The 25,162-nt window shown below is 62.8% G+C and carries 12 protein-coding genes; all 12 read left to right on the top strand.

The window, feature by feature from the left end; translation table 11 throughout:
* Positions 1–279: 279 nt before the first annotated feature.
* The 12 genes from HBO41_RS12245 (at position 280) to HBO41_RS12190 (ending at position 25,083) form a co-directional block, all read left to right on the top strand.
* The gene (locus HBO41_RS12245; RefSeq protein WP_017139649.1) at positions 280–1,452 is read left to right on the top strand and encodes a substrate-binding domain-containing protein; all 1,173 of its coding nucleotides are present in this window, start codon (positions 280–282) and stop codon (positions 1,450–1,452) included.
* Positions 1,453–1,679: 227 nt separating this feature from the next.
* The gene (locus HBO41_RS12240; RefSeq protein ID WP_169986399.1) at positions 1,680–14,294 is read left to right on the top strand and encodes a filamentous haemagglutinin family protein; all 12,615 of its coding nucleotides are present in this window, start codon (positions 1,680–1,682) and stop codon (positions 14,292–14,294) included.
* Positions 14,295–15,019: 725 nt separating this feature from the next.
* A complete protein-coding gene (locus HBO41_RS12235; protein WP_017139647.1) occupies positions 15,020–15,613 on the top strand; it encodes a transposase in 594 nt (197 codons plus the stop codon).
* A 62-nt stretch (positions 15,614–15,675) separates the two neighbouring features.
* Entirely contained in the window at positions 15,676–17,256 is a 1,581-nt protein-coding gene (locus HBO41_RS12230; protein WP_017139646.1) for a ShlB/FhaC/HecB family hemolysin secretion/activation protein, read from the top strand.
* A 23-nt stretch (positions 17,257–17,279) separates the two neighbouring features.
* Entirely contained in the window at positions 17,280–19,079 is a 1,800-nt protein-coding gene (locus tag HBO41_RS12225) for a DUF2341 domain-containing protein (protein WP_169986397.1), read from the top strand.
* 11 nt (positions 19,080–19,090) lie between these two features.
* Positions 19,091–19,516 carry a biopolymer transporter ExbD gene (locus HBO41_RS12220; protein ID WP_017139644.1) on the top strand — a complete coding sequence of 142 codons (426 nt, stop codon included), beginning with the start codon at positions 19,091–19,093 and terminating at the stop codon, positions 19,514–19,516.
* A gap of 3 nt (positions 19,517–19,519) precedes the next feature.
* Positions 19,520–20,221 carry an energy transducer TonB gene (locus HBO41_RS12215; protein WP_099549254.1) on the top strand — a complete coding sequence of 234 codons (702 nt, stop codon included), beginning with the start codon at positions 19,520–19,522 and terminating at the stop codon, positions 20,219–20,221.
* Between the two features lie 42 nt (positions 20,222–20,263).
* On the top strand, positions 20,264–21,964 hold the full coding sequence (locus tag HBO41_RS12210) for a putative porin (RefSeq protein ID WP_169986395.1): 1,701 nt from the start codon (positions 20,264–20,266) through the stop codon (positions 21,962–21,964).
* A gap of 18 nt (positions 21,965–21,982) precedes the next feature.
* Positions 21,983–22,612, top strand: coding sequence for a DNA repair protein (locus HBO41_RS12205; protein ID WP_169986393.1), 630 nt, complete (start codon positions 21,983–21,985; stop codon positions 22,610–22,612).
* 19 nt (positions 22,613–22,631) lie between these two features.
* Positions 22,632–23,111, top strand: coding sequence for a YbjN domain-containing protein (locus HBO41_RS12200; RefSeq protein WP_099549256.1), 480 nt, complete (start codon positions 22,632–22,634; stop codon positions 23,109–23,111).
* A complete protein-coding gene (locus tag HBO41_RS12195) occupies positions 23,108–24,049 on the top strand; it encodes a peptidylprolyl isomerase (protein WP_017139639.1) in 942 nt (313 codons plus the stop codon). The genes HBO41_RS12200 and HBO41_RS12195 overlap by 4 nt, the downstream gene beginning before the upstream one ends.
* Positions 24,050–24,102: 53 nt before the next feature.
* Positions 24,103–25,083, top strand: a complete 981-nt coding sequence (locus tag HBO41_RS12190) for a LysR family transcriptional regulator (RefSeq protein WP_017139638.1) — start codon at positions 24,103–24,105, stop codon at positions 25,081–25,083.
* Positions 25,084–25,162: the final 79 nt, after the last annotated feature.

Below are 25,162 nucleotides of genomic sequence, written 5' to 3'. Positions count from 1 at the left end.
GCGACACAGCCCACACCGCATCCAGCAAAACCCCGCTGAAACCTCGCTGTCACCTGCCTTGAAATCGCTCAAAAGCATGACCGAAACACCCGAGAATCTTTCGTAAAATCAAGCGCTTCCTCCCGAGGTTTTTTCCTTTTGCTGTCATCGGATGCTGCGAAATTGCCTACCCATGGCCTCAACCCCAGCCACCCCCGGAACACGGCTTGGGACCGAAGCCATAGCGTCATGCAAGAGCCCTCTACCCAAACGTACAAACACGACGAAAGGAGATTCTTCATGTTTAAGCGCACTATGATCGCAGCCTCTTTGGTAGTTGCAGCACTGGCTTCCGCCCAATCCATGGCCGCAGTGGTCGGTGGCGGTGCCACCCTGCCGGAAAAACTCTACGGCAGCACGGCCACTTCGACCACGGCTACCGGCATCCTCTCTGCCACCGTCCCTGGTTTTAACCCCTATATCGGTGTAGGCAGCGGCGACGGCAAAAAGGCCTTCTTCGGTAATGATTCGACCAAGCTGAAACTGGCTGCCGGCATCACCGTTGACTATGCGGGCAGTGACTCGATCGTTAGCGTTGCGGAACTGGCGGCTTATAATGCTGACGCCGTGAACGGCCGTGCCGCCTACGGCCCGTTGATTCAAATCCCGGCCGAGGCCACGTCGGTGACAGTGCCTTACCACATCGACGGCAAGACATCGCTGCAGCTCAGCAGTGGCCAGTTGGCTGATATCTTTGCCGGCAAAATCACTAACTGGAACCAGGTGCTATTCAACGGGGCTGCGGGTCCAAACCTGCAGATCAAAGTGGTCTATCGCCAGGAAACCAGCGGCACTACCGAGATCTTGACCAACCACCTCAAGGCGGTAAAACCTGCTTCGGTGCCGGCTGTCAGCAACAGCTTCGTCACCGCCATCGGTTTTGACCCAGCCACCAGCGCTCCGGCCGGCTCAAGCTACATCGCGGTCACCGGCAGTCAAGGTGTTGCCACTGCCATTACCAACAACAACGGTGCCATCGGTTACGTCAGCCCTGACTATGCACAGTTCAACAGCGCTGCCGCTGTTGCTTCGGTCAACGGTTTCCTGCCGACTGAAGTCAACGTTCAAGCCAGCCTTGACGGTGTTGTACCTCCGGTTCTTGGCAGCGACGAAGCCAAAAATCCTTTGAACTGGGTCCCTACGTTTCCTAACCCTACCGCAGGCTACCCCATTGTGGGCTACACCAACCTGGTCTTCAGCCAGTGCTACAAAGACACCACTGACACCGCGCGTATCCGTGTGTTCTTGAACCGTCACTACACCGGTTTGAACAACGCAACCACCAGCAGCCACTCGTTCATCCCGTTGTCCGCTACTTGGCAGAAAGCTGTCCACGACAACTTCTACGCCACCACCAGCGCCCTGCGCCTGGGCGACACCAACACCTGCAACGGTATTGGCCGTCCGCAGTAAGCCCCGTCTCGACAGGGTTTGCCCCACAACCGGCAATGACTTCGCGTCATTGCCGGTTTTGTCGTTTCCTCGCCCAACCAGCCAGTTGAACCGCACTGCGTGAACATTGTGTGACAACAGTTCGGTCGCGCCCCCCGGCAACTGCCTTAAGCAATAACCCCGACACGTGGCCGCGCAGTGTTTGCGTGCCCGTCGTTCGCCTGACCCGTCAAAAGGACCTGTAAGTGATGCGTTCCCGACTGAAGCTGCCTGCTACCCGTGCCGACAAGGTGCCTGCCACCTCAGGTCAAGTGTTGCTGCTCAAACCCCTGGCCCAGGTCATTGCGCTGCTGGTGTTTGCCGGTGGTGCCCACGCGGCGCAGCCTCAGGCGTTCAGTTCGGGCTGGTTTTCGGCCAAGGGCGCAGCGCAAACGGCCGGCAGCGCACGACCGGGTGTGGTGATGCCGGGAACGCCGCCGCCGTTGTCCCAGCAACAGCGCGGCAACGAGCAGTTGCAGCGCTCCTTGCAGAACCTCAATACCAGCGTCGCCGCGATTGCCGCGCAACAGGCCGTGCAGGCCGCTGCCAGAAGCAGCGCGGGCGCGGCGCCGCAGAGCATCCACAACGGCCTGGGTGGTAATGGCTTGAATGTGGTGATTGGCGCAGATGGCAAGCCGCTGTTCGTCAACGCCGAAGGGCCGGTGCAGACCGATGCCAACGGCAAGACGCTGGTGTCGATCAAGCAGACGGCCGACAAGGCGATCCTCAATTGGCAAACCTTCAACGTGGGCCGCGACACCACCGTGCAGTTCCAGCAGAACAGCGATTGGGCGGTGCTCAACAAGATCAATAACAGCACCGCGCCTAGCCAGATCCAGGGGGCGATCAAGGCCGACGGCACGGTGATGATCGTCAACGGCAACGGCGTGGTATTCAGCGGCAGCAGCCAGGTCAATGTGCGCAACCTGGTGGCGGCAGCCACCGGGTTCAGCGATGAGCAATTCACCGCCAGGGGCCTGTACAGCGCCAGCAACAGCGCGCCGAGTTTTGCCCAGGCCGCCGGCAATGTGACGGTCGAGCGCGGCGCGCAGATCCAGACCCAGGTGCCCGCGACATCGACGGCGGGTGGCGGTTATGTGCTGTTGCTGGGCAAAGAGGTGGCAAACGCCGGCAGCATTTCCACTGCACGCGGCCAGACTGTGCTGGCGGCGGGCGACAGCTTTGTGATCAAGAAGGGCTACAGCACCGACGGCAATGTTGCTTCCACTACACGCGGCAACGAAGTCAGCGTCACCGGCAGTGGCAAGGCCAGCAACACGGGGTTGATCCAGGCCTCTACGGGGGACATCACCCTGACCGGCCAGCAGGTGCTGCAAAACGGCGTGGTGCTTTCAAGCTCCTCGGTGGAAGCACGTGGCACCTTGCATTTGAAGGGCACCGGCAGCAACGCCAGCGTAAGCCTGGGCGAGGGCAGCCTCAGCGCCATTGTGCTCGACAGCAGCAACGCCCTCGACAGCCAGCGCGCCGGGTTGATTACCCCGGCGGCTGACCAGGCCGGTAACGTCGTGCCGGCTGACGTGTACCGGCGCGACCAATCCCTGGTGGAAATCACCAGTGACGGCACGGTGGACTTTCGCAGCGGCTCCCTGACGCTGGCAACGGGTGGTCAGGTCGGCGTCAAGGCCGCGCAGCGCAGCTTGCTGCGTGACGGCGCAGTGATCGACGTGTCCGGCGCCATCGGCGTCAAGTTGGCGATGGAGTCCAACAGCGTCAAGGTCAATATCCAGGGTAACGAGCAGCGCGATGCGGCGGTCAACCGTGACGGCAAAGCGCTGAACAACAACGATGTGTGGGTGGATGTCCGCGACCTGATTTTTGTCCCGGCCGGCACCAATGGCTATGCCACCGACCGCTGGTACACCGCGGGCGGCCTGCTGGAAGTGGGCGGCTATCTGGGCACGCGCAACCACGGCATTGGCGAATGGATGGCCCAGGGTGGCACCGTGACGTTCAGCGGCAAGGACGTGGTGACCCGGCAGGGTTCGCAGATCAACCTGTCGGGCGGCACCCTTGATGTGCAGGCCGGCAAGATCCAGCAAACCTGGCTCAAAGGCCCTGATGGACGCTTGTACGAGCTGTCCAGTGCGCCGGGGGATTTGCTTTATACCGGGATCTACAAGGGTTACGAAGACCACAGCCAGCGCTGGGGCGTGACCGACTATTACTACAACCCGCTGATCGCCCCGCGCGAGCGCAGCGAAGCCGGCTATACCGTCGGGCGCGATGCCGGGCGCCTGGTCGTCAGTACTGCCGGCGCCGTGCTGGAAGGGCAAATTGTCGGCGACACCTACCAGGGTGAGCGCCAGACCCAGGCTGCGCAAAAAGGCCTGGACGGTTACCTGCAATCGCAAAAAGCCGTGGCCCGTGGCGCCGCCCTGGTGGTGGGCAGTTATGTGCCGTATTACGTCAAGGACAGTGCCCAGTTGCAGTATGCCTTGGGCGCGGACGCCAACACGGCGAAGAACGTGGTGCTGGGGCCAAGGGCCGCTGCCGTCGCGGCCGGGTTGGACTTGAACAGCGCACTGCCGGCTGATCGAGTGTCGACGTTGTATCTGGACAGTGAGGCGTTGAGCGCGACGAAACTGGGATCGATCAAGGTCGCCAGCACCGGCTCGATTCTGGTCAATGGCGCACTGGAGGTGGAGCCCGCCGGTGACATCACCTTGTTTGGTCCCAGGATCGAGGTCAATGCCAACCTCACCGCGCATTCCGGCAGCCTGCAGCTGGGCAACGTGCAGGCGCAGATTACGCCGACCGGCAAGAACGACGTGACCCTTGGTGGTCGCGGCAGCTTGGTTGTCAATGCTGGCGTGTCGCTGGATACCAGCGGTCTGTGGAGCAACCAGTTGCTCAGTGTGAGCGACAGCAGCCGGTTGCCTTACCTCAACGGCGGCAACGTGGCCTTGCGCAGCAGTGGCGATGTGAGCCTGGCAGCCGGCAGCCGGGTGGACGTGTCTTCCGGCGCGGCCCTGGATGCCAGGAACCAGCTGATCGGTGGCAAGGGCGGCGACGTCACGCTTGCGGCCAACGCCAACAGTGCAGACAGCCGCGGCAACCTGGCCCTCAACGGCGAGTTGCTCGGCTATGGCGTCAGTGGCGGCGGGCGCTTGAGTGTGCAGGCCGGCAAGGTGCTGATCAGTGATCAGCCCGGCGCGCCCCAAGCGGGCACGCTGCAACTCGACAGCGGGTTCTTCAACAAAGGCTTTGGTGCCTACGACATCACCGGCAACGAAGGTTTGTTAGTGGCCGACGGTACTCAGGTCGACGTGACTGCGCCGGTGTACCGCCTCAATGACACCGCGCAAAACCTGGTGAGCGGCGCCGATCCGCGCAGCGCACTGCAAATCTGGACCCCGCCGCAATACCGCGAAACCCCCACCAAAGGCCAGCTGACGCCACGCAAAGGCGCCAGCCTGAGCCTGCAAGCCGGCACACCATTGTCCACTGCCGCGCAAATGGCAGTGGTGCAGGCGCGCATTGGCCAGGGCGCGGTGGTCAACGTGGATCCGGGCCAGTCCATCGGCGTGCGCAGCATTGGCCAGTTGACCGTGGACGGCACGTTGAATGCCTGGGGCGGCACTATCACCCTGGGTGGCGTCAGCGTGCAGCCCACGGTGGCCGATGGTGTTGAGGCCAAAGGTCACGACCGTTCGATCTGGGTCGGCGAACACGCCGTGCTGGACGTGGCCGCACGCGCAGCCACGGCTGTCGACAGCCTGGGGCGGCGCTACGGCGTGGTGGGCCAGGGCGGCACTATCGTGATTGGCGGGCTGATCGACCCGGCCACCGGAATCGCCAGCGCGGCCAACCTGTTTGTGGTGGTGCGCGAAGGCGCACGCCTGGACGCCTCTGGTAGCCAGGCGCTACTGGACATGTCCGGTGCCGGCCCCACAGTGGTCGCCAGCCGTGGCGGCACCATCTCCCTGGCTTCCAACAATGGCCTTTATCTGGACGGCACGCTTAGCGCCAACAGCGGCGGCGCCGGTGCGGCGGGTGGCAGCCTGAACGTGGCCCTGGAAGCGCCGTTGTACCTCGATACCGCCGTTGCCCGTGTGCGCCAGGCGCGTGAATTGATCGTCAGTGCCGCCGATTCAGGCGCGCCTTTACCGATCGGCAGTACGCCCGAAGCGGTGGCGGGCGGCTTGACCTACGGGCATGGACGGCTGACGGCCAACCAGGTCAGCGCCGGCGGTTTCGACAACCTGTCGCTGCTGAGCAACGGCCTGATCAGCTTTGACGGTGATGTGGCCTTGCGTCTGGGGCAGAGCCTGAGCCTGTATTCAGGGGCCATGGCTTTGACCGATAGCGCCGCGAAGCCGTCTCAGGTGTTTTTGACCGCACCCTATGTGCGCCTTGCCGGGGTGGGCAACAACAACAGCGCCACCGACAGCCTGGTGCGCCCGACGGTCCAGGGCGGCGTTTCCACTCAAGGTACGGCTGGCCTGTTGAGCGTCGAAGCGTCGAACGTGCTGGATGTGCGTGATAGCGTCAATTTCGGCGCCCATGCCGAGCGCTCCAAAGCGTTGGCCAACGGTATTGACCGGCGTGCCTTTGACCAGGCTCATTTGGTCAGCCAGGGGGATATGCGCTTTCTGGCCCGAAGCGCCGACAAAACCCAAACCGCCCTGACCACCCAAGCCGACCTGAACCTGATCGCCGCGCAGATTTACCCGGCGACCGGGGCCGTTGCCGAGGTGACGGCAGGTAACACCGGCGGTGAATTTGACTCGGCGCGTACGTTGCGCATTGGCCGGGTGCGCAGTACGGACCCGGCGCTGCCTTACTCAGTGTTCGGCAGCCTATCGCTGAACGCCTCGACCATCGAGCAAGGCGGTGTGCTTCGCTCGCCTATGGGCAGTCTCAGCTTGGGTGTGGACGGTGGTATTACGCGCGCTACCAAAGTGATCAATCTGTTGCCGGGCAGCCTGACCTCTGTCAGCGCAGGTGGCCTGGTGCTGCCTTATGGTGGAACAGTCGACGGCGTGACGTGGCGCTACGACGGCAAGCAGGTAGAGTTGTTGGGCGTTGGCGGCACCCGCAGTACAGGTAATGCGGCGGTGGGTGTGCAACTGGCGGGCGGCTCGCTGAATGTGCAACGGGACGCAGTGCTGGACCTTTCCGGTGGCGGCCAATTGCTTGGCGCGGCATTCGTTTCCGGGCGCGGCGGTTCCACGGATGCGCGCTACAACCCCTTGGTGCAAATCGGAGCGGACGGACGCTTTTCCTTACCGGGCCTGGCCACCAACCCCATCTATGCGATTGTCCCCGGCAGCCAGCCCTGGGTAGCGCCGAGCGGCGGCGAAGCGGGCGCGACCCAGCCTCTGGTCGGCCAGCAAATCAATATCGGTGCGGGTGTGCCTGGCCTGCCACAGGGGACCTACACCTTGCTGCCGTCCACTTACGCCCTGTTGCCAGGGGCGTTTCGGTTGGAGATCAACGGCTTGGCCGCGCCGTTCGCCAGCGGCGCGATGCACAGCGCCGCGGCCATGAATAACGGTTCCTGGTCAACCGAAGGCTTACTGTCGGTTGCCGGTACTCACATTCGTGACAGTTTATCGAGCCAGTTGATTGTCACTCCGGCTGAGGTATTGCGCCGTTATTCCCAGTACAACGAAACCGCTTACGCAGACTTTATTCGCGCGGATGCGGCACGCCTGGGTGTGCCACGTGCTGCGCTTGAAGCCGATGCCAAAACCCTGAGATTGCGACTGGTGGGCGGTCAAAAAGACCTGGGGTTCAGCTTTGATGGTGAGGGGCGCTTCAAACCCGCACAGGGCGGTTTTGGTGCCACTGTTGCGGTGCTGTCCAGTGGCGACATAGAAGTGGTTTCTGACACCGCAACGGCCAGTAGCGCTGCATTGATGGCGTCGGTGCGGGCCAGCGACTTGAATGCCTTGGGGGCTGCCCGTTTGGTGGTGGGCGGTGAACTGACGGTGGTGTATGGCCAGGGTGGCAACTTCGTCAGGTCCGACCTGGCAGCCATCACCGCGAGCTCGGTGGTTGTGCGCCAGGACGCGACCCTGGCGGCGCCGGAAGTGTTCCTGGTGTCGGGCAGGTCATCGGGTGCGATTGAAATCGAGCAAGGTGCGTCGATCAATACCTTGGGGCGCGGCAAGGCCGCCTATGACTCCGATGATGGTTTTATCTACCGGCCGGGCACCCGCAGCGTGTTGGCAGTCTCCAATGGACGTTTGCAGATGCTGGCGCCGGTAAACGGTGACGGCCCCAGTGGGCCGGGCAGCATTCTTATCGGCCAATGCAGCCTGAGTGCCTGCAGCGGCGACGCATCACTCTATTCCGAAGGCTCGATAGCCTTTGCCACCACCAACCGGTTTGCCTTGAGTGACAGCGTGCGCTATGGCACCCGCCATCTGGCCCTGGCGGTGGGTGGGATCAACGTCGGCAGTGCCCAAGCGCTGGCCGACGCCGCTGCGCGGGGTGTGCTGCCGTCGGGCCTGACCCTCAACCAGCAGGTGCTGGACCGCCTGCTGCGCGGCGATGCTTCCAGCGGTGCACCGGCCTTGCAAAGCCTGGCGCTGACCGCCGGGCAATCGTTGAATTTTTATGGCAACACCACGCTGAGCACCCTCGACAGTTCGGGTAAGTCGCTGCTCGATGAGCTGCTGCTGACCACGCCTGCGATCTATGGGTACGGCAGCGCCAGTGATGTGGCGCTGATCCAGACCGGCACCCTGGTATGGGGTGGCGCCACCAGCACACCGCCAGCCGTGATCAGCAATGGGGCGGGTACCGGCAGCGGCACCCTGGCGTTGCAGGCCCGGCGCATCGCGTTCGGTTATGGCCGCGATGCCCAGCCCGACAGCCTGGCCAACAATGGCCGCATGACGCTGGGCTTTGCCACGGTCAACCTCAACGCCAGCGAACGTATCACGGCCAACCACAAAGGCAGCCTGACGGTACATCAGGCCCAGGGTGCGTACGAGGCCGGCAAAGGCTTCGCCTACAGTGGCGGCAACCTGAACATCAGCACGCCGTTGTTGACCGGCGAAGCCGGCTCGGTCAATCGCATCACTGTCGGTGGCGCGTTGACTGTGCGGGCCCCGGCCAGCGGCACAGCGCCGGTAGAGGCGGCCATCGACGCCTTGGGCGCCGAGCTGCTGCTGTCCGGTCGCAGCGTGGCGCTGGATACCTCGGTGGTGCTGCCGAGCGGCAAGCTCACCCTCAGCGCCGATGAAGAACTGACCCTTGGCGCGGCTTCACGCCTGGACCTCAGTGGGCGCAAAGTGCAAATCAGCGATGTGAGTAAATACAGCTGGGGCGGTGATGTCAGCCTGGAAAGCCGTCATGGCAACATTCGCCAGGCGACAGGTGCACTGATCGACTTGTCTGCGCAGTTCAACCAGGGTGGCTTGCTCAAGGCTGTGGCGGTGGACGCCGGTGCCGGGCAGGTCGACTTGCAAGGGCAGGTTCGCGCCGGCAGCAGCGGTTATTACGATGCCGGTGGCACCCTGGTGCCGTACAAAGCCGGTGGTGTGGATATCCGCGCACAGCAGGTAGGGGACTTTGCCGCCTTGAACCAGCGCTTGAACCAGGGCCAGGTCGTTGGCTCGCGCAGCTTCCAGCTCAAGCAGGGCAACCTGGTGATTGGCGATGAACTCAAGGCCAATCAAGTCAATGTCTCGGTGGATAACGGCAGCCTGACGGTGCTGGGCACCATCGATGCCAGTGGCGAGCGGGTCGGCAGTATTCGCCTGGCCGGCAAGCAGGGCGTGACCCTTGCCGGCAGCGCGCTGCTGGATGCGCACGGCAGCGTATTGCGGGTCGACAGCTACGGCAAGATCATCGATGCGCCGAACCGAGCGATGGTGGAACTCAACAGTGGCGACGGTCAATTGACCTTGGCCGATGGCGCGCGTATCGACCTGCGCCACGGCACCGCTGCGGCCCCGGGCAGTGGTCCGGGACACTCTGACGGCGTGGCCCGGGGCACGCTGGAATTGAACGCACCGCGACTCAATGCCAATGACGTGGCCATCGACGCCAGCGGGCAGGTCAACATCCAGGGCGCCCGCTCCATTGCAGTCAACGCGGTGGCCCGTTACAGCGATGCGCCGGTGGGCACAGAACCGTCGGCCAGTGGCCGACCGTATCAGGTGATTGACCAGAACTACCTCACGCAAAAGCACGCGCTTGCCGAGGCTTTCATAAACAACGCCCTTAACAACGCCGGGCTGATGCAGGGCAAGCTCGCGGGCTTGAATAACAGCCGTTATACCGAGGCGTTCCACTTGCGCCCAGGTGTGGAGATCGTCACCCAGGGCGACCTGGTGGTGAGCGGCGACCTGGACCTTTCCGGCTACCGTTACGCCAGCGTCAACCCCAACACGCCGAAGACTTCGGTGTACGGCTCGGGCGAGGTGGGCAGCCTGGTGGTGCGTGCCGGTGGCAACCTGGATGTCTACGGCAGCATCAACGATGGCTTTGCGCCGCCACCGAAGACGCCCGACGATAATGGCTGGGTGCTGACGCCGGGGCTGCAAGGGTTCGGTGCCGATGTGATTGTGCCCGGCCCTGGCGTGGTACTCGCCAACGGCAGCGCATTCCCCACGGGCAAGACCCTCAATTACCCGTTACCGATCCAGGCCACTGCATTGGCCCAAGGCACTGTGCTGCCGACCCGAGGCACACTCGACGCGCCACTGACCCTGCCGGCCAACACGGTGTTGAGCGCGACGGTGCGCGACAGTGGCGGCAACCTGTTGTACGCCGCGGGCACCTTATTGCAGCAGCCTGTGGTGCTGGCGGCCGGAACACAACTGGAGGCGGGCACGGTCTTGGCCGGCGCGGCTTCGCTGCGCGCCATGACCTGGCCGGCGGGCGTGCCACTGCCCAGCCGTGGGGGCGTGACGGGCAGTGCAACGGACGGTGTGTTGCTGGCCGGTGACATGGCCCTCAAGGTCGGGGCGCTGATTCCGTATGGTACAGACGTCAAGTTGCCCAATGGTGCGGTGTCGGTACCGTTGCGCACCGTGACCGGCGCCACGGCGCGCCAGAACTGGGCCGTGGCACCGATGCTGGCCGAGGGCTCGCAGTCGTGGTCATTGCGCCTGGTGTCCGGTGCCGATACCCAGGCGGCTGATACCCGTGCGATCCAGCCAGCCTACGCCGGCGACCTGACCCTGGCCGACACGCACTACGGAATCTATGAGACCCACGACAAAATCATCATCCCGGCGCAACCGGCGCGGCCGGGTGGGGCATGGTACTGGAGTGATTTGGCCGCCGAGCTGTTCGGTTACGAGGCAGGGACTCCAGTGTCGCAGTCCGAGTCGGGATTGTGTGATGAACCCGACATGTGTATTCGCGTCAAGTACGTATGGAGCGACCTCGGGGAACTCTTCGGCTTTGTACCGGGCCAACCGGTATCGCCTCAGGACGAAGGCACCTGCGACCCTGATTTGTGCGTTTCCCTGGGCGAACCGATTCCAGCAATACCTGAGCAGGTCACCATCGGGCCGGTGAAACGGGTCTCACCCGTGAGCCAGCACTTTAGCGTGCTGCGCACCGGCACCGGGGATCTGGACTTGATAGCCGCGGGCAATGTGGCGATGAAGTCGCCCTATGGTATTTATACCGCCGGCGCCTCCAGTGCTTCTCGTGCAGGCAGTGCCGCCGCTGAGTTTGATCGCGCTCGCGCCACCTCAGCGGATGGAACGGTGCTGGGCAGCGCGGCCAAGGCGTATGAAACGCTTGTCGATAAAAGCAGCCCCTATGCCGCTTGGTATCCCGATGGGGGCGGCAATGTGTTGTTGCGCACGGGTGGTAGCCTGACAGGCGATGTTTGGACGCCGCTCACCGACGCGATCATGCCCAATGACGGTCGCACTCAACTCAACAGTGCGAACCTGGGCAATTGGTTGTGGCGCCAAGGTACCGGAAACACTGCGGGTGTGACCCCGACACCTGCCAGTTGGTGGATCAATTTTGGTACTTACGTTAAAAGCGACAGTGGTGCCAACATCGAACTCGAAGACCGCGCACAGATAAACCTGCTTCCACGCCTGGTGGGGTTCACAGGTGTAGGCACCCTGGGCGGTGGCAACCTGACCCTGGACTTGGGCAGCGATGCCGGCATGCTCGTTCGTCGCGGCGATCCCGGTGCAGTCAGAGCACCGCGCAGCGAAGGGTTGGTGCTGGCTGTTGGCAGCACTGGCCGGGTGGTCGACGGGCAATTGCTGCTCACCGGTGGCGGTGATCTGGATGTGCGCATGGGCGGTGATTTGAACCCCGGGCTGGATGCCCGCGCGAGCCGTGATAAATCCGCTACGTTGTCAGCCGATTATAAAGCGCAGGTGCTCAGCCTCAACGGCGTACTGACCAACCTGCGTGGTGCATTGAACCTGCAAGCAGGCAGCCTGGGGGGCATTGCCTTGAACTACGGTGAAGTGCCCGGATCTCAGGATGCCAAGGACAGCCGTGCTTACTCACCGTACACCGCCAGCCTGGGCACGGCCACGGGCGGTATCACGTTGATGTTGGGGGACGCCACGGCCAACCTGTCGACCCGAGGTGACTTGGTGCTGGCGGGGACAGGCGATCCAGGACGTGTTTCTACCGAAAATACCCAGGCATTCAGTTACAACGGCACAGACTATGGCAATGGGACCACCTGGTTCTCGCTGTGGACCGATCGCACGGCCATTGACCTTTTTTCCGCAGGTGGCAGTTTGACGCCTAGCGTGCAGAGCATGTCGCTTGCCAGGTCAGGCATCCTTGCGCCTTTGCAAGGGCAGAACTACTCAAGCTCCGATGGGCGTTTTATCTTCCCTTCCAAACTGGGCGTGGTGGCAGCCAATGGCAGCATCTATCTCGGTGCGTCCGCGTTGGGCGTTGGCCCGCTGCCCAATAATCCCGTTTACTCGTTATTGCTGGCGCCATCGAGCCAGGGGCGGCTGGCGATGTTGGCCGGCGATTCCATCTACGCCAGTGGCTATGCAGTCAACCAGTCGGGTGACAGCCTGAGTTCCATAGCGACGCCTTTGGCGCCAGCCTTTGTTGGCAGGAACGGGTTCAATCGCGTCATCGACAACCTGGGCGGTGACGCGATACAGGCTGATCTTTCCTTGTTTGCCTTGCGCAGCCCAACCGATCTTGCGCGCCCGCCAGCCCAGACACAGCCGGCCAGGTTTTATGCCAATCAAGGCGATATCGTCGGCTTGCGCAGTGGTGAAATCATCACGTTCAGCAGCGGTCGGCAAGGGCAGGTCCGCTATGAATCCGCAGGTCCGGTGTGGATGCGAGCGGGGCGCGATATTGTCGGCTCAGGCACGTATCTGGGCACATCCACGGTGTTTCCGGCGTTGCTTGCTGACAACGGCGACTACATAGGCGAAAGCCGCGGCAACCTGTTCGTGCATAACCGTCCCGAGGATGTCTCGGTGGTGTCTGCCGGGCGCGACATTACCTACAGCAGCTTCAACGTCGCCGGCCCCGGCACCCTGGAAGTCAGTGCCGGGCGTAATCTATTGATGGAAGACAAAGCCTCCATCACCAGCCTGGGCCCGGTGGCGGTGGGGGATTCCCGGCCAGGTGCGTCTATCGTGCTGGAAGCCGGGGTAGGGCCTAACGGCCTGGATTACCTGAAGTTCGTCACGCCTTACCTGGACCGCGCCAACCAAGCGCTCGACGGTGTGCCCCTGGCCGGGCAGACGGGCAAGGTGGTGAAAACCTACGAGACCGAACTGCGGCAATGGCTCAAGGAACGCTATGCCTTCAGTGGTGATGCCGATCAGGCGCGGGCGTACTTCGCCGGCCTGGGGCCTGAGCAGCAACGCATTTTTGCGCGCTCGGTGTACTTCGCCGAAGTGCGCGCGGGCGGTCGTGAATTCAACCTGAGCGCAGGCCCGCGTTCCGGCAGCTTTTTGCGCAGCCGCGCGGCTATCGACGGGTTGTTGCCGAGCAAGGACGTGGCGGGCAACCCGATCGTGTATGACGGCGATATCACCCTGTATGGCGGTGCCGGGGTGCATACCCGGTTTGGCGGCGATATCCAGATGCTCAGCCCTGGTGGGCAGCAGGTGTTCGGTATTGAAGGGACTGCGCCGCCGGCGACTGCCGGGGTGCTGACTCAAGGTGCCGGGGATATTCAGTTGTATGCCCAGGGCAGCATCCTGTTGGGCCAGAGCCGCATCATGACCACCTTTGGCGGCTCGATTCTGGCGTGGTCCGATGCCGGTGATATCAACGCCGGTCGGGGATCGAAAACCACCGTGCTCTATACCCCGCCGAAACGCGTGTATGACAACTGGGGCAATGTGACTTTGTCGCCTAACGTGCCGAGCGCGGGGGCGGGTATTGCGACGTTGGCGCCGATTGCCGAAGTGCCGGCCGGTGATATCGACCTGTTGGCGCCGGCGGGCACCATTGATGCGGGCGAGGCGGGGATTCGGGTTTCGGGCAACGTCAACATTGCGGCGTTGCGCGTGGTGAACGCGGCCAATATCCAGACCCAGGGCAAGTCGTCCGGGGTGCCGGTGACGGCGGCGGTCAACACTGGGGCGATGACCTCGGCGAGTGCGGCGGGGTCGGCGGCGTCCCAGGCGGCGGAGGACGCGGCGCGCAGTCAGCAGGCGGCGGCGAAGCAGGGCAGGGCTTCGATCGTGACGGTGGAGGTGTTGGGTTTTGGCGCTGAGCCGGTGGAGCGTGAACCGCAGCCTGCGGGCCAGCAAAAGACCTCGGGGTATAACCCCGGCAGTCCGGTGCAGGTGTTGGGCGCGGGGCCGTTGAGTGAACAGGCGCGGGCGCGGTTGACTGACGAGGAGCGTAGGCAGATTAGTTTGTAAGGGTTTTTGCGGGACCTCTCGTTGTAAGGTTTGGGGCGATCGGTGATTGCCCCTTTTTTTTGCGTGTATATCCGTTATTTGGGTGATGGCGACCTATGGTTCCGCTCTTACAGCGGGTCACTTTTGGCAAACGCCCGGAATGCCGGCCCAGCCAAAAGTAACCAATCTGAATACACTGAAGAACTGCTTTTCTGTGGGAGCTGGCTTGCCTGCGATGCAGACACCTCGGTACATCAGGTTCACAGAGTTGATGCCATCGCAGGCAAGCCAGCTCCCACCTTTGATCGAGTGTGGCTCTGCTGTTGCTGTTGCTCTTACATCCTTTTCGCTGACGAAGTCAGCGGTCTTTTGATCTGCGCTTTTGATCTTGATCTGAAATCGCCCCCCAAATCACTGGCGGATTGCGGGCATGCCGAGCCATAGCGAGGCACCGAGTGTTGGGGCGAGGACCTTTTGGTTACTTTTGGCTGGGCCGGCATTCCGGTCCTTGCAAAAGTGACCCGCTGTTAGAGCGCAACCAATAGCCGCCGTTACCTGAATAACGGATATACACCCCTACAATCTCTCAGCAAAAATTGCCCCCGAACCAATCCCAAATGAAGCTTTCATGACAAAAGTTCGGTAGCCCCCACCCACTCCCGTCTTGCCTATGTAACGCGCTGCAGGCGATCAAAAGTCGCCTCCAAAGCCGTCAGCAGGACGCCAGGAGTGGGGCAATGGGAACTATGGAACGTTATTCGAAAGTCGGCATGCAGGAGCTCGATCAGCGCCTGTCGAAGATCGTCGAAGCCGCGCGCAAGAAGCCGGTTTCGGTATACCGCTACGGCGCGCCGTGGGTGTGGATCGTCTCCCAGGACGATTGGCAAGGCGCCTTGAAGGAAGTCTCCAGCTACATTCCGGCGGGCCACTCGCTGGTGTTGTTGCGCCCGCAGATCGACGACGTGCTCGAACAGTACCGCGACTGGCTCCAGCCCGAGCCGGGCATGTTGATCGCGCCGCACACCGTGGTGCACATCCTGTTGCTGCAACTGCTGTATTCGGTGCCCAGCGAACAGCAACTGCACGAGCAGCTCAATTACAACCTGCTGTTTCGCTGGTTTGTCGGCCTCGACCTGACCCAGAAGGTGTGGAGCCTCCACGCCCTGCAGCGTGACATCGCCAGCCTGCTGAACAACCCGCAGGCGGTGCAATTGATCCAGAAAATCATCGGTGAAGTGTTTTGTGGCGCCTTGCTGCACATGCCGGAGTTCTCACTGAACTTCGCCTTGTTGCACACCTGGCTGGCCCGGCACAGCCATCTTTCGACCACCAGCAATTGAGCAGGCCGAACGCCGTGCAATCGGTGAAGGCGCGCAACTTTTTTAGACAACCAGGGGGCAGTGTGGAGCATCTGTTCAAGTCAACGCTGGCGCTGTGCCTGACGCTGGGGGCCTTGGCCCAACCCGCGCTGGCCGAGGAGGAGGGCGCAGCGCGGCGGGTCGACGTCAACGAATATTTCGTGCGCGGCAATACCGTGCTGGATGCGGCGGCCATCGAGGAAGCGGTGTACCCGTTCCTGGGCCCGCAAAAGACCCTCGGTGATATCGAAGGCGCTCGCGATGCGCTGCAAAAGATCTACCAGGCGCGTGGCTATCAGTCGGTGTTTGTGGAGCTGCCGGAGCAGAAGGTCGATGACGGCATCGTCTACCTGCAAGTCAGCGAAACCAAGGTCGGCCGCGTGCGCGTGGTCGGCGCCAAACACTATTCGCCGGTGGAAATCCGCGAAGACGTGCCGGCGCTCAAGGAGGGCGCGGTGCCGGATTTTGCCAGTGTGCAAACCCAGCTCGCCGGGCTTAACCGGGGCGTCGGGCGCCAGGTCACGCCGCTGGTACGCGAAGGCGCGCGGCCAGGCACCATGGACGTGGACCTGCAAGTGGAAGACCAGAACCCCTGGCACGCCAGCATCGGCCTGAACAACGACTACAGCGCCGACACCGAGAAGCTGCGCACGGTGGCGACCCTGGGCTACGACAACCTCTGGCAACTGGGCCACAGCATCTCGCTGACCTACTTCACCGCGCCCCAGGACAGCAGCAATGCCAAGGTCTGGTCGGGTTCCTACAGCGCGCCGCTGGATGAGCGCTGGACCTTGCAGTTCTCCGGCTACCAGTCCGACAGCAACATCGCCACCATCGGCGGCAGCAATGTCTTGGGCAAAGGCCATTCCTACGGTGTGTCGGCGATCTACAACTTGCCGGCCAGTGATAACTGGGCCAATTCGTTCTCCTTCGGCGTGGACTTCAAGGACTTCGACGAGCAGCTCAAATTGGGCAGCAATGCCGACAAGGTGCCGCTCAAATATGCGCCATTCACCTTCGGCTATAACGGCTATCGCTACAGCGAGCAATCGGCCCTCAGCCTGGGCCTGAACCTGGTGGTCGGCACCCGTGCGTTCTTCGGCTACGGCAGCGATGCCCAGGAATTCGAATACAAGCGCTACAAGGCCAGCCCGAGTTTTGCGGTGCTTAAAGGCGACACGACGTACACCTACACCTTCGCCAGTGATTGGCAATCGGCAACCAAGGGCGGTTTCCAACTGGCCTCCGGGCCGCTGGTGTCCAACGAGCAGTATTCCGCCGGTGGCGCCACTTCGGTGCGCGGCTACCTGGCGGCAGAGCGCACGGGGGACGAGGGCCTCCTGTTCTCCCAGGAAATGCGCACGCCCTCATTGGCCAAGTTTCTTGGCAGCTACGTGCAGGAATGGCGCTTCTACGCGTTCGCCGAAGGCGCGCGCCTGCGCCTGCAAAAGCCGTTGGCCGAGCAAGAAGACGAATACAGCCTGGCCAGTGTCGGCCTCGGCACCCGCGCCAGTTTGAGCAAATGGTTATCCGGCAGCCTGGACTGGGGCTACCCGCTGCTCGATGGACCGAACACCCAGAAACAGGACTCGCGACTGCACTTCAGTGTGCAGGCGACTTTCTGACCCTTTCTCCCGGAGACTTCACCATGCAACGCCTATTTCTGAGCCTGTTGATCTGCCTGGGCTTCGCGCTCCCGGCCACCGCCCATGCCTGGTGGCAGGACGATTGGCACTACCGCAAACAGATTACCGTGGACACTACCGCCCAAGGCGCGGCCATCAATCAAGCCCTGGGCCGCACCGCGCTGCTGGTGCGTCTGCACACCGGCAACTTCACCTTCGATGGGGTGAAGGAGGATGGCAGTGATCTGCGCTTTGTCAGCGCCGATGACAAGACCGTGTTCAATCACCAGATCGAAAGCTTCGACCCGCTGATGGGCATGGCGCTGATCTGGGTCGACGTGCCCAAGGTCGAAGGCGGCCAGCGCCAGGAAATCTGGATGTACTACGGCAATCAAAAAGCCCCGGCCATCGCCAACGGCCAACTGACCTTCGATCCGAACTACACCGGCGTCTACCATTTTGACGGGGCCAACGGCACCCCGGCCCGGGACACCACGGCCTACAGCAACACCGCGCTGAACGCCACCGGCGCCAGCATCGATGGCGTGATCGGCCGCGCCCTGCAGTTTGGCGGCCAGCCGCTGATGCTGCCGGCCAGCCCATCCCTGCAACACGCCGCCGGCAGTGCATTGACCTTCAGTGCCTGGCTGCGCCTGGACCAGGCCAGTGGCGAGCAAATCGTCCTGGCCCGTCGCGATGGCCCCCACAGCCTGTTGCTGGGCTTGAACCAAGGCACGCCGTTTGTGGAAATCGACGGCCAGCGCGCGGTCTCCACCCAACCGTTGAACCCGGGCCAGTGGCAACACCTGGCGTTCACCGCCGAGGGCGAAAAAGTCGCGCTGTACGTCAATGGCCGTGAAACCGCGAACCTGGCCGTGGCCGTGCCGGCCTTCACTACACAGACGGCGATCGGTGCCGATGTGCCGGAGGCGGGCAGTACGCACCTGCCGTTTGCTGGCGCCATGGATGAGTTGCGCCTGTCGAAAGTGTCGCGCCCGGCCGCGTTGCTGCTGGCCGATGCGAGCGCCCAGGGCGCCGAATCCAAGCTGGTGGCGTATGGCGTGGATGAAGAACAGTCGGGCTTCGGTTTCGGCAGCCTGGGCTTTTTGCTCAAGGCCGTGCCGATTGACGCCTGGGTGATCATCCTGGTGCTGGTGGCGATGATGGTTCAGTCGTGGTTCATCATGCTGCGCAAGAACCGTCAGGTCGGCCGCGTGAGCAGTGCCAACGAGATCTTCCGTGAGCACTTTGCGCAGATCGGCACCCGCCTGGAAATGTATGCCGATGACGCCCAACTGGCCGAGCGCCTGGGCCACTCTTCGCTCTGGCGCCTGTACCTGGTGGCGGTCAAGGAGATCCGCACCCGCCGTGCCCAGGGCGCAGATACCTCATCGGTTTCGGCGGCCACCATCGAAGCAATCCGCTGCTCCATGGACGGCGTGCGTACTCGCGAAAACCAGGCCCTGAGCTCCAAATTGTCGACCCTTTCCAATGCCATCGCCGGCGGCCCTTACATCGGTCTGCTGGGTACGGTGCTGGGGATCATGGTGGTGTTCCTCGGCACGGCCATGGCCGGTGATGTGAACATCAATGCCATCGCCCCCGGCATGGCGGCCGCCTTGCTGGCCACGGCCATGGGCCTGTTCGTGGCGATCCCGGCGCTGTTTGGCTACAACCGCCTGATCACGCGCAACAAGGAAGTCAGCGCCGATATGCGCGTATTTGTCGATGAGTTCATCACCCGCCTGGCGGAAATGCACGGCGAGAGCCAGTTCAGTGAAGCCGCCCACTCGCGCGGCCACCACGCCTCCGTTCCGGCCTGAGGAGAATCAGCATGGCTTCCGTAAATGCCGCCCACGACGATGACGATGACGCCGCCGTCGACACTATTAACATCACGCCCCTGGTGGACGTGCTGATGGTGGTGCTGGTGATGTTTATCCTCACCGCCACCGCCCAGGTGTCGGGTATCCAGATCCACTTGCCCAAGGCGAGTGCTTCGGTGTCGCTGTCCGAGGCCAAGACCAAGGCCATCTCCGTCAACGACGGCGGCCAGGTGTTTCTCGACGCCTACCCGGTGACGCTGGGCGAGCTGGAGGAGCGCCTGCGCATCGAGAAGGCGCAGAACCCGGACTTCCCGGTGATTGTGCGCGGCGACGCCATGGTGCAGTACCAGAAGGTGATCGAGGTGCTCGACTTGCTGCGCCGGCTGGAGCTGTCCCAGGTCGGGCTGGTCACCGGCAAGCCGAGCCAGGGTTGAACCATGACCGCACAGATGCCGATCCCGCCCATGCCCGTGAAGAACAAGCTGCTGCGCCCGCTGAAGTGGGGCGCTGGCCTGCTGCTGGCCGCCCTGGCGGCCTGGTTCCTGTGGCAGTGGGCCAATGACATGAGTGGCGTGCGCCGCGAAGCGCCGAAGGTGCCGACCATTATCCCGTTGCCGCCACCGCCGCCGCCACCACCGGAAAAACCCAAGGAGCCCGAGCCCAAGGTTGAAGAAAAAATCCCGGAGCCGGTGCCCACGCCTGAGCCCGAAGAGGTCAAGCCGGCGGAAGAAGCACCGCCTTCGCCCGCCGATGACTTGGCCAATCCGATGCAGATCGATGGCGATGCGCAGTCCGGCAACGACGCGTTCAACATCGGCGCCGGCAAGGGCGGCGGCATGGCCGGTTCCGGTGGCGGCGGCTTGGGCACCGGTACTTACAAGCAGTACCTGGCGGGGCTGTTTCAACGGCTGCTGAGGGATGACCCCGAGTTACGCAAAAAGGCGTATGCGGTGCAGGCCGATTTGTGGCTGAGCGCCGCAGGCGAGGTTGTGCGTGCAGAGCTGGTGAAGTCCAGCGGCGATGCCGAGACCGACGCGCAAGTGCTCGCCGCCTTGCGCGCAACCCATGCCACACAACGCGTTCCAGCAGCCGTGACGATGCCGGTGCGCCTGTCGCTCAAGGGCCGACGCCCGGATTGATCACACCCATTTCTTGCAGGTTTTTACAGGAGTTGCGTATACATGATTTCCCCCGTGAATCGACTGACCCTGGCGGTCGGCATGGTCATCGCGACCCTGGTTGGCCAAGCGACGGCTGCCCCGGTTGCACCGTCGGAAAACGTCACGATCAACCTGATCCGCCTGCTGGTGCAGCAAGGTGTGCTGACCCAGGACGCCGCCAACGGGCTGATCGCCCAGGCCGAACAACAAGCCCAGCAGGCCCGGCAAGCCGCTGCTGCGCCGGTGGTTGCCAGCGGCCCGACGGCGGCGCCTGGTGATGTGCGCGTGCAGTACGTGCCGCAAGCGGTGCGTGACCAGATCCGTGACCAGGTCAAGGCCGAAGTCATGGCCACCGCCAAGCAGGAAAACTGGGCGCAGCCCAATACTTTCCCGGAGTGGGTGTCGCGTGTCAGCTTCGACGGCGATATTCGCCTGCGTGACGAGTCGCGCTACTTCTCGGGCAACAACAGCAACGAAATCGTCGACTACGCCAAGCTCAATGAAAGCGGCCCGTATGACGTCAACAAAGACACCAACACCAAGTTGCCGCCATTGCTTAACGCCAATAAAGACCGCGAAAACCTGTTTCGCCTGCGCGCTCGCCTGGGCATGAAAGCGCTGATTACGCCGGAGTGGACCGCCGGTATCCGCATCGGCACCGGCTCGGACAATAACCCGGTGTCCACCACCCAGACCCTGGGCGGCGGCTTCGGTAAAAAGGACATCTGGCTCGACCAGGGTTACCTGAGCTGGAAAGCCACCCCGGACGTGACCCTCACCGCCGGGCGTTTCGCCAACCCGTTCTATTCCACCGACATTTTGTACTCGCCGGACCTGAACTTCGATGGTATTGCGGCCAACTTCAACCATGCGCTGAACAGCGAGTGGGGCGTATTCGGCACCCTCGGCGTATTCCCCGTGGAGTACACCTCCGACGCGTCCAGCAGCAACGGTTTCGACAAGGAAGACAGCGACACCAAATGGCTGTTTGGCGGCCAGGTTGGCGCCAACTGGAAGATCAACCGCAGCAACAGCCTCAAGGGTGCGATGGCGTACTACCACTTCGACGATATCGAAGGCCAACGCTCCAGCCCGTGCAGGCCGTGGGCCGGCCAACCCGCCTGCGACAGCGACGGCTCGCGCCTGGCCTTTATGCAAAAGGGCAACAGCGTGTTCCTGCTGCGCGATATCACCCCCAACCCGGCCACACCTGGGTTGACCCCGCAGCCGCAGTTTGTGGGCCTGGCCTCCAAGTTCGACGTGCTCGACCTGAACCTGGCCTGGGACGCCGAGCTGCCCAGCGACTTCAAGTTGCGCACCCAAGGCAACTACATCCACAACCTGGCCTACGACAAGGGCGAGATGCTCAAGCGCAGCGAAGGCCAGATCGTCAACAACATCAACAGCAAGGGCCAGTTTGAAAGCGGCGGCAATGCGGCGATGGTGCAGTTCACCCTCGGCAACGCGTTCGAGATGCGCAAGCGCGGCGACTGGAACCTGTTGGCCGGCTACAAATACATCCAGCCCGACGCCTTGCCGGATGGTTTCAATGATTCCTCGTTTCACCTGGGCGGCACCAACGCCAAGGGCTATTTCGTGGGCGGCAACTACGGCATCGACAAGAACATTTATGCCAGCGCCCGTTGGTTGAGCGCCTCCGAAGTGTATGGCGCACCGTTTGAAGTGGATGTGATGCAACTGGAACTCAACACGCGCTTTTGATGCGCAGGGAGATGCCACATGAACACGCGAATCTTAGGCGGGCTGTTGCTGGTGCTGGTGGCCACGGGCGCTTCGGCCGAAGGCATGGAGGAGCGCCTGCGCACTCAACTGCGTAGCACCACCCAACAGTTGCAGGCGTTGCAAAGCGAGCAGGCCCAGGCCAGTGCCGCGCGTATCGCCGCCGAAGCACAGGCCAAGCAAGCCCAGGCGCAGATCAAGCAATTGACGGCCGAGCTGGAAAAGGCCCGGGGTGCGGCCGAGCAATTGGCCGGCCAGCAACAGAGCCTGCACAGCCAGGCGCAAGCCCAGGTGGCGGCGAGCAATGAACAGATCGGCAAGTTCAAGAAGGCCTATGACGAGCTCTTGGTTTTGGCCAAGGGCAAGGAAACCGAACGTGCCCGCCTGCAGGCGCAACTGAGCGAACGTGACACACAAGTGCAGCAATGTTCAGCCAAGAATCAACAGATGTACGGCGTGGCCCGGCAACTGCTGGCGGCTTACGAAAAAATCGACGTGGCCGAGGTGATGAGCATCCGCCAGCCGTTCGCCAGCAGCGCGCGGGTCAAGTTCGAGGAACTGGCCCAGGGTTTTGGAGATGAGCTATACCTTAATCGGTTTGATGCTCCGCACACCGCCCTTAATCAATGATCAACAAGGAAGAGACACTATGAGCGATGTTCAATTGATCTCCAGCGTCACCCCGCAAAGCCTCACCGAGTTGCTGCAGGAAGCCGGCTACCGGGTCAACCAGACCGAACAGAACGGCATCGTGCAACTGCTCAGCGCCAGCCAGGGCATCGGTTTTGCCGTGCGTTTTGGTAACGCGGCGGCCGAGCAGGGCAGCTACGTGGACTTCACCTACAGCTGCGCGCTGCGAGTACAAGGTGAACTGCCCAAGGGGCTGGCCGAGGTGTGGAACGCCTCGCGGCGCTTTGCCCGCCTGTCGTTGCAGGGTGAATTTTTGCTGATGGAAATGGACGTGGTGGTGGCCGGCGTGGGCGCCGCGCACCTGCGCAGCCAACTGGAATTGTGGGACCGACTGCTGCAGGAGTTTATCGTGTACCTGCGCGATTACAGCCAGCAAGCCGCGCAATTGCAGGCCCAGGCGGCCGCAGCACCGGTGGATGAAGAGGCGCCTGTCCTGTGAAAAAACCAACCCTGCTGGTCGGCGCCGGTGCGCTGACATTGCTGGTCGTGGCGGTAGGGTTGAGTCTGCGACCGGGTGCTGACCCGGTCGCCGCTCAGCAGCCGGCGCCGGGCGTGAACACCGAAGGCGCAGGCCCGGCGGTGGCGCGCCTGGGTAACCAGCAGATCGACCTGCCTGAACTGCAACGCGTATTGGCCGGCTTGCCGGCTGAAACCCGCGAACAACTGCGCGGCAACCGTGGCGCACTGGAAGCCTGGATTCGTTCACGCCTGGCGCAAAAAGCCGTGCTCGAACAGGCGGATGCCCAGGGCTGGCGTCAGCGCCCGGAGGTGGAGCAGCAGACCCGCGCCGCCACTGAGCAGATAGTGTTCCGTGACTACATGCTGTCGGTCAGCCAAGTGCCGGCCGACTACCCCAGCGCAGCTGAATTGCAGCAGGCCTACGACAGCGGCAAGGCCCAATGGATGACGCCGCCGTTGTACCGGGTCAGCCAGATTTTCCTCGCCGTCAATGACCCGCAAAACCTCGACAGCGTGCGCCGCCAGGCCCAGGAACTGAGCCGCAAGGCCCAGGCTGCACCGGCTGAATTTGCCGCCCTGGCCACACAATATTCCCAGGACCCTGGCACCGCTCAACAAGGCGGTGACTCCGGGTTGCAACCGTTGCAGCAACTGGTGCCGGAAGTACGTGGCGTGGTTTCGCGCCTCAAAGTCGGCGCGGTGTCGGATGCGCTGCAAAGCGCGGCCGGTTTTCATGTGCTCAAACTGACCGGCCAACAACCGGCACGCACCGCCAGCCTTGATGAGCTGCGCGAACGCCTCACCCAAGCCTTGCGCGCCCAACGCCAGGAACAGATCGCCAAGGCCTACCTGGAAGGCATGCTCAATACCGCGACCTTGAGCATTGACGGTGCCGAGCTGAACAAGGTGCTGGAATAACACCGGCCTGGCTTGGCACTGGATGTATCGACCGACACGACAGGGAGTCTCCCATGGCATATTTAGAACCGTCCGGCCCTCAGGGGGCTGCAGCCTATCGCGCGCCAAACGAGCCGCGCAGCGCCTGGCTGGCCCTGGCAGAGGAGATCGAGCCGGAGGTGGTGCGCTACTTTTTGGTCAGCGCGCGGTGTGGCTGTTTTATGCAAGCCGCGCGCAGTTTGAATATCAAGGCCACGCTGTTGCGCAAGCGCCTGGCGCAGTTGGAAGAGCAACTGCGCCGTTCACTGTTCAGCTATCAAGGCAATGGCTTGGCGCTGAGCCGCGACGGCTTGCAACTGCAAGCGCAACTGGTGAGCCTGGCTCGCGAGCGGCGCCTGCCGGTGATGGTGCAACAGCCGCTGATACGCCTGGCCGTTGCTGAGCCGATCCTGCATGACATCCTCGGCCGCGACCTGATCGCGTTGTTGCGCCGCAATGCCAGTGTGCGTCTGGAGATCATCTCCATCGACAGCCAATTGTCGTTGCAGGCGGTGGATGTGGACGTGGTGTTATGGCTGTCGGATGCCGACGGGCCGGTACCTGGGCCGAGTTTTGCCACCGAGCCGCCGCGGCGCCTGGCGCTTTTGCAGTATTTGCCGCATATCGCCAAGCGCTATTCGCGGTTGACCACGCGCCCGGACAGTGTGGAAGACCTGGATGACTACATGCTGGTGCAGTGGCAGCCGGATGTGCAGGTCGAGGCCTTGCAACCCTGGAACAGCGTGGTCGAACAGCGCTTGGCGGCGGTGGTGAAAGTGCAGGCCTATTCGCTGATGCTGGAGATGATTCGTTGCGGCGCGTGCATTGGCCTGCTGCCGCACTACATGGGCAGCTTCGACCGTGGGTTGGTGGCGTTGCCCGGGTTGATGGGCGAGACCATGCAGCGTCAGGTGTGGCTGGCGGTGAATGCACAGGCGCATGATGCTGAAGCGGTGCGGATGGTGGTGGAGCTGATTGTGGGGACGTTTGAAGGGCGGCGGGAGTGGTTTGATTGACGGGCTGCTGAGTACCGAGAGGCATCCTGTTTCATGTGTGTTGTAATATATCGAGACAACCTCGCCAGTCTCCGCGGAC

The organism is Pseudomonas sp. WS 5146, from assembly GCF_012985495.1.
In the GTDB taxonomy this organism is placed as follows: Bacteria; Pseudomonadota; Gammaproteobacteria; order Pseudomonadales; family Pseudomonadaceae; genus Aquipseudomonas; species Aquipseudomonas edaphica.
The sequence above is the reverse complement of the archived record's forward strand: the minus strand, read 5'-3'. Positions and strand labels throughout refer to the sequence as shown.

Coding starts and splice junctions, on each gene's coding strand:
- HBO41_RS12240 (WP_169986399.1), top strand. CDS start 1,680: ATGCGTTCCCGACTGAAGCTGCCTGCTACCCGTGCCGACAAGGTGCCT.
- HBO41_RS12245 (WP_017139649.1), top strand. CDS start 280: ATGTTTAAGCGCACTATGATCGCAGCCTCTTTGGTAGTTGCAGCACTG.
- HBO41_RS12220 (WP_017139644.1), top strand. CDS start 19,091: ATGGCTTCCGTAAATGCCGCCCACGACGATGACGATGACGCCGCCGTC.
- HBO41_RS12225 (WP_169986397.1), top strand. CDS start 17,280: ATGCAACGCCTATTTCTGAGCCTGTTGATCTGCCTGGGCTTCGCGCTC.
- HBO41_RS12205 (WP_169986393.1), top strand. CDS start 21,983: ATGAACACGCGAATCTTAGGCGGGCTGTTGCTGGTGCTGGTGGCCACG.
- HBO41_RS12235 (WP_017139647.1), top strand. CDS start 15,020: ATGGAACGTTATTCGAAAGTCGGCATGCAGGAGCTCGATCAGCGCCTG.
- HBO41_RS12210 (WP_169986395.1), top strand. CDS start 20,264: ATGATTTCCCCCGTGAATCGACTGACCCTGGCGGTCGGCATGGTCATC.
- HBO41_RS12190 (WP_017139638.1), top strand. CDS start 24,103: ATGGCATATTTAGAACCGTCCGGCCCTCAGGGGGCTGCAGCCTATCGC.
- HBO41_RS12215 (WP_099549254.1), top strand. CDS start 19,520: ATGACCGCACAGATGCCGATCCCGCCCATGCCCGTGAAGAACAAGCTG.
- HBO41_RS12200 (WP_099549256.1), top strand. CDS start 22,632: ATGAGCGATGTTCAATTGATCTCCAGCGTCACCCCGCAAAGCCTCACC.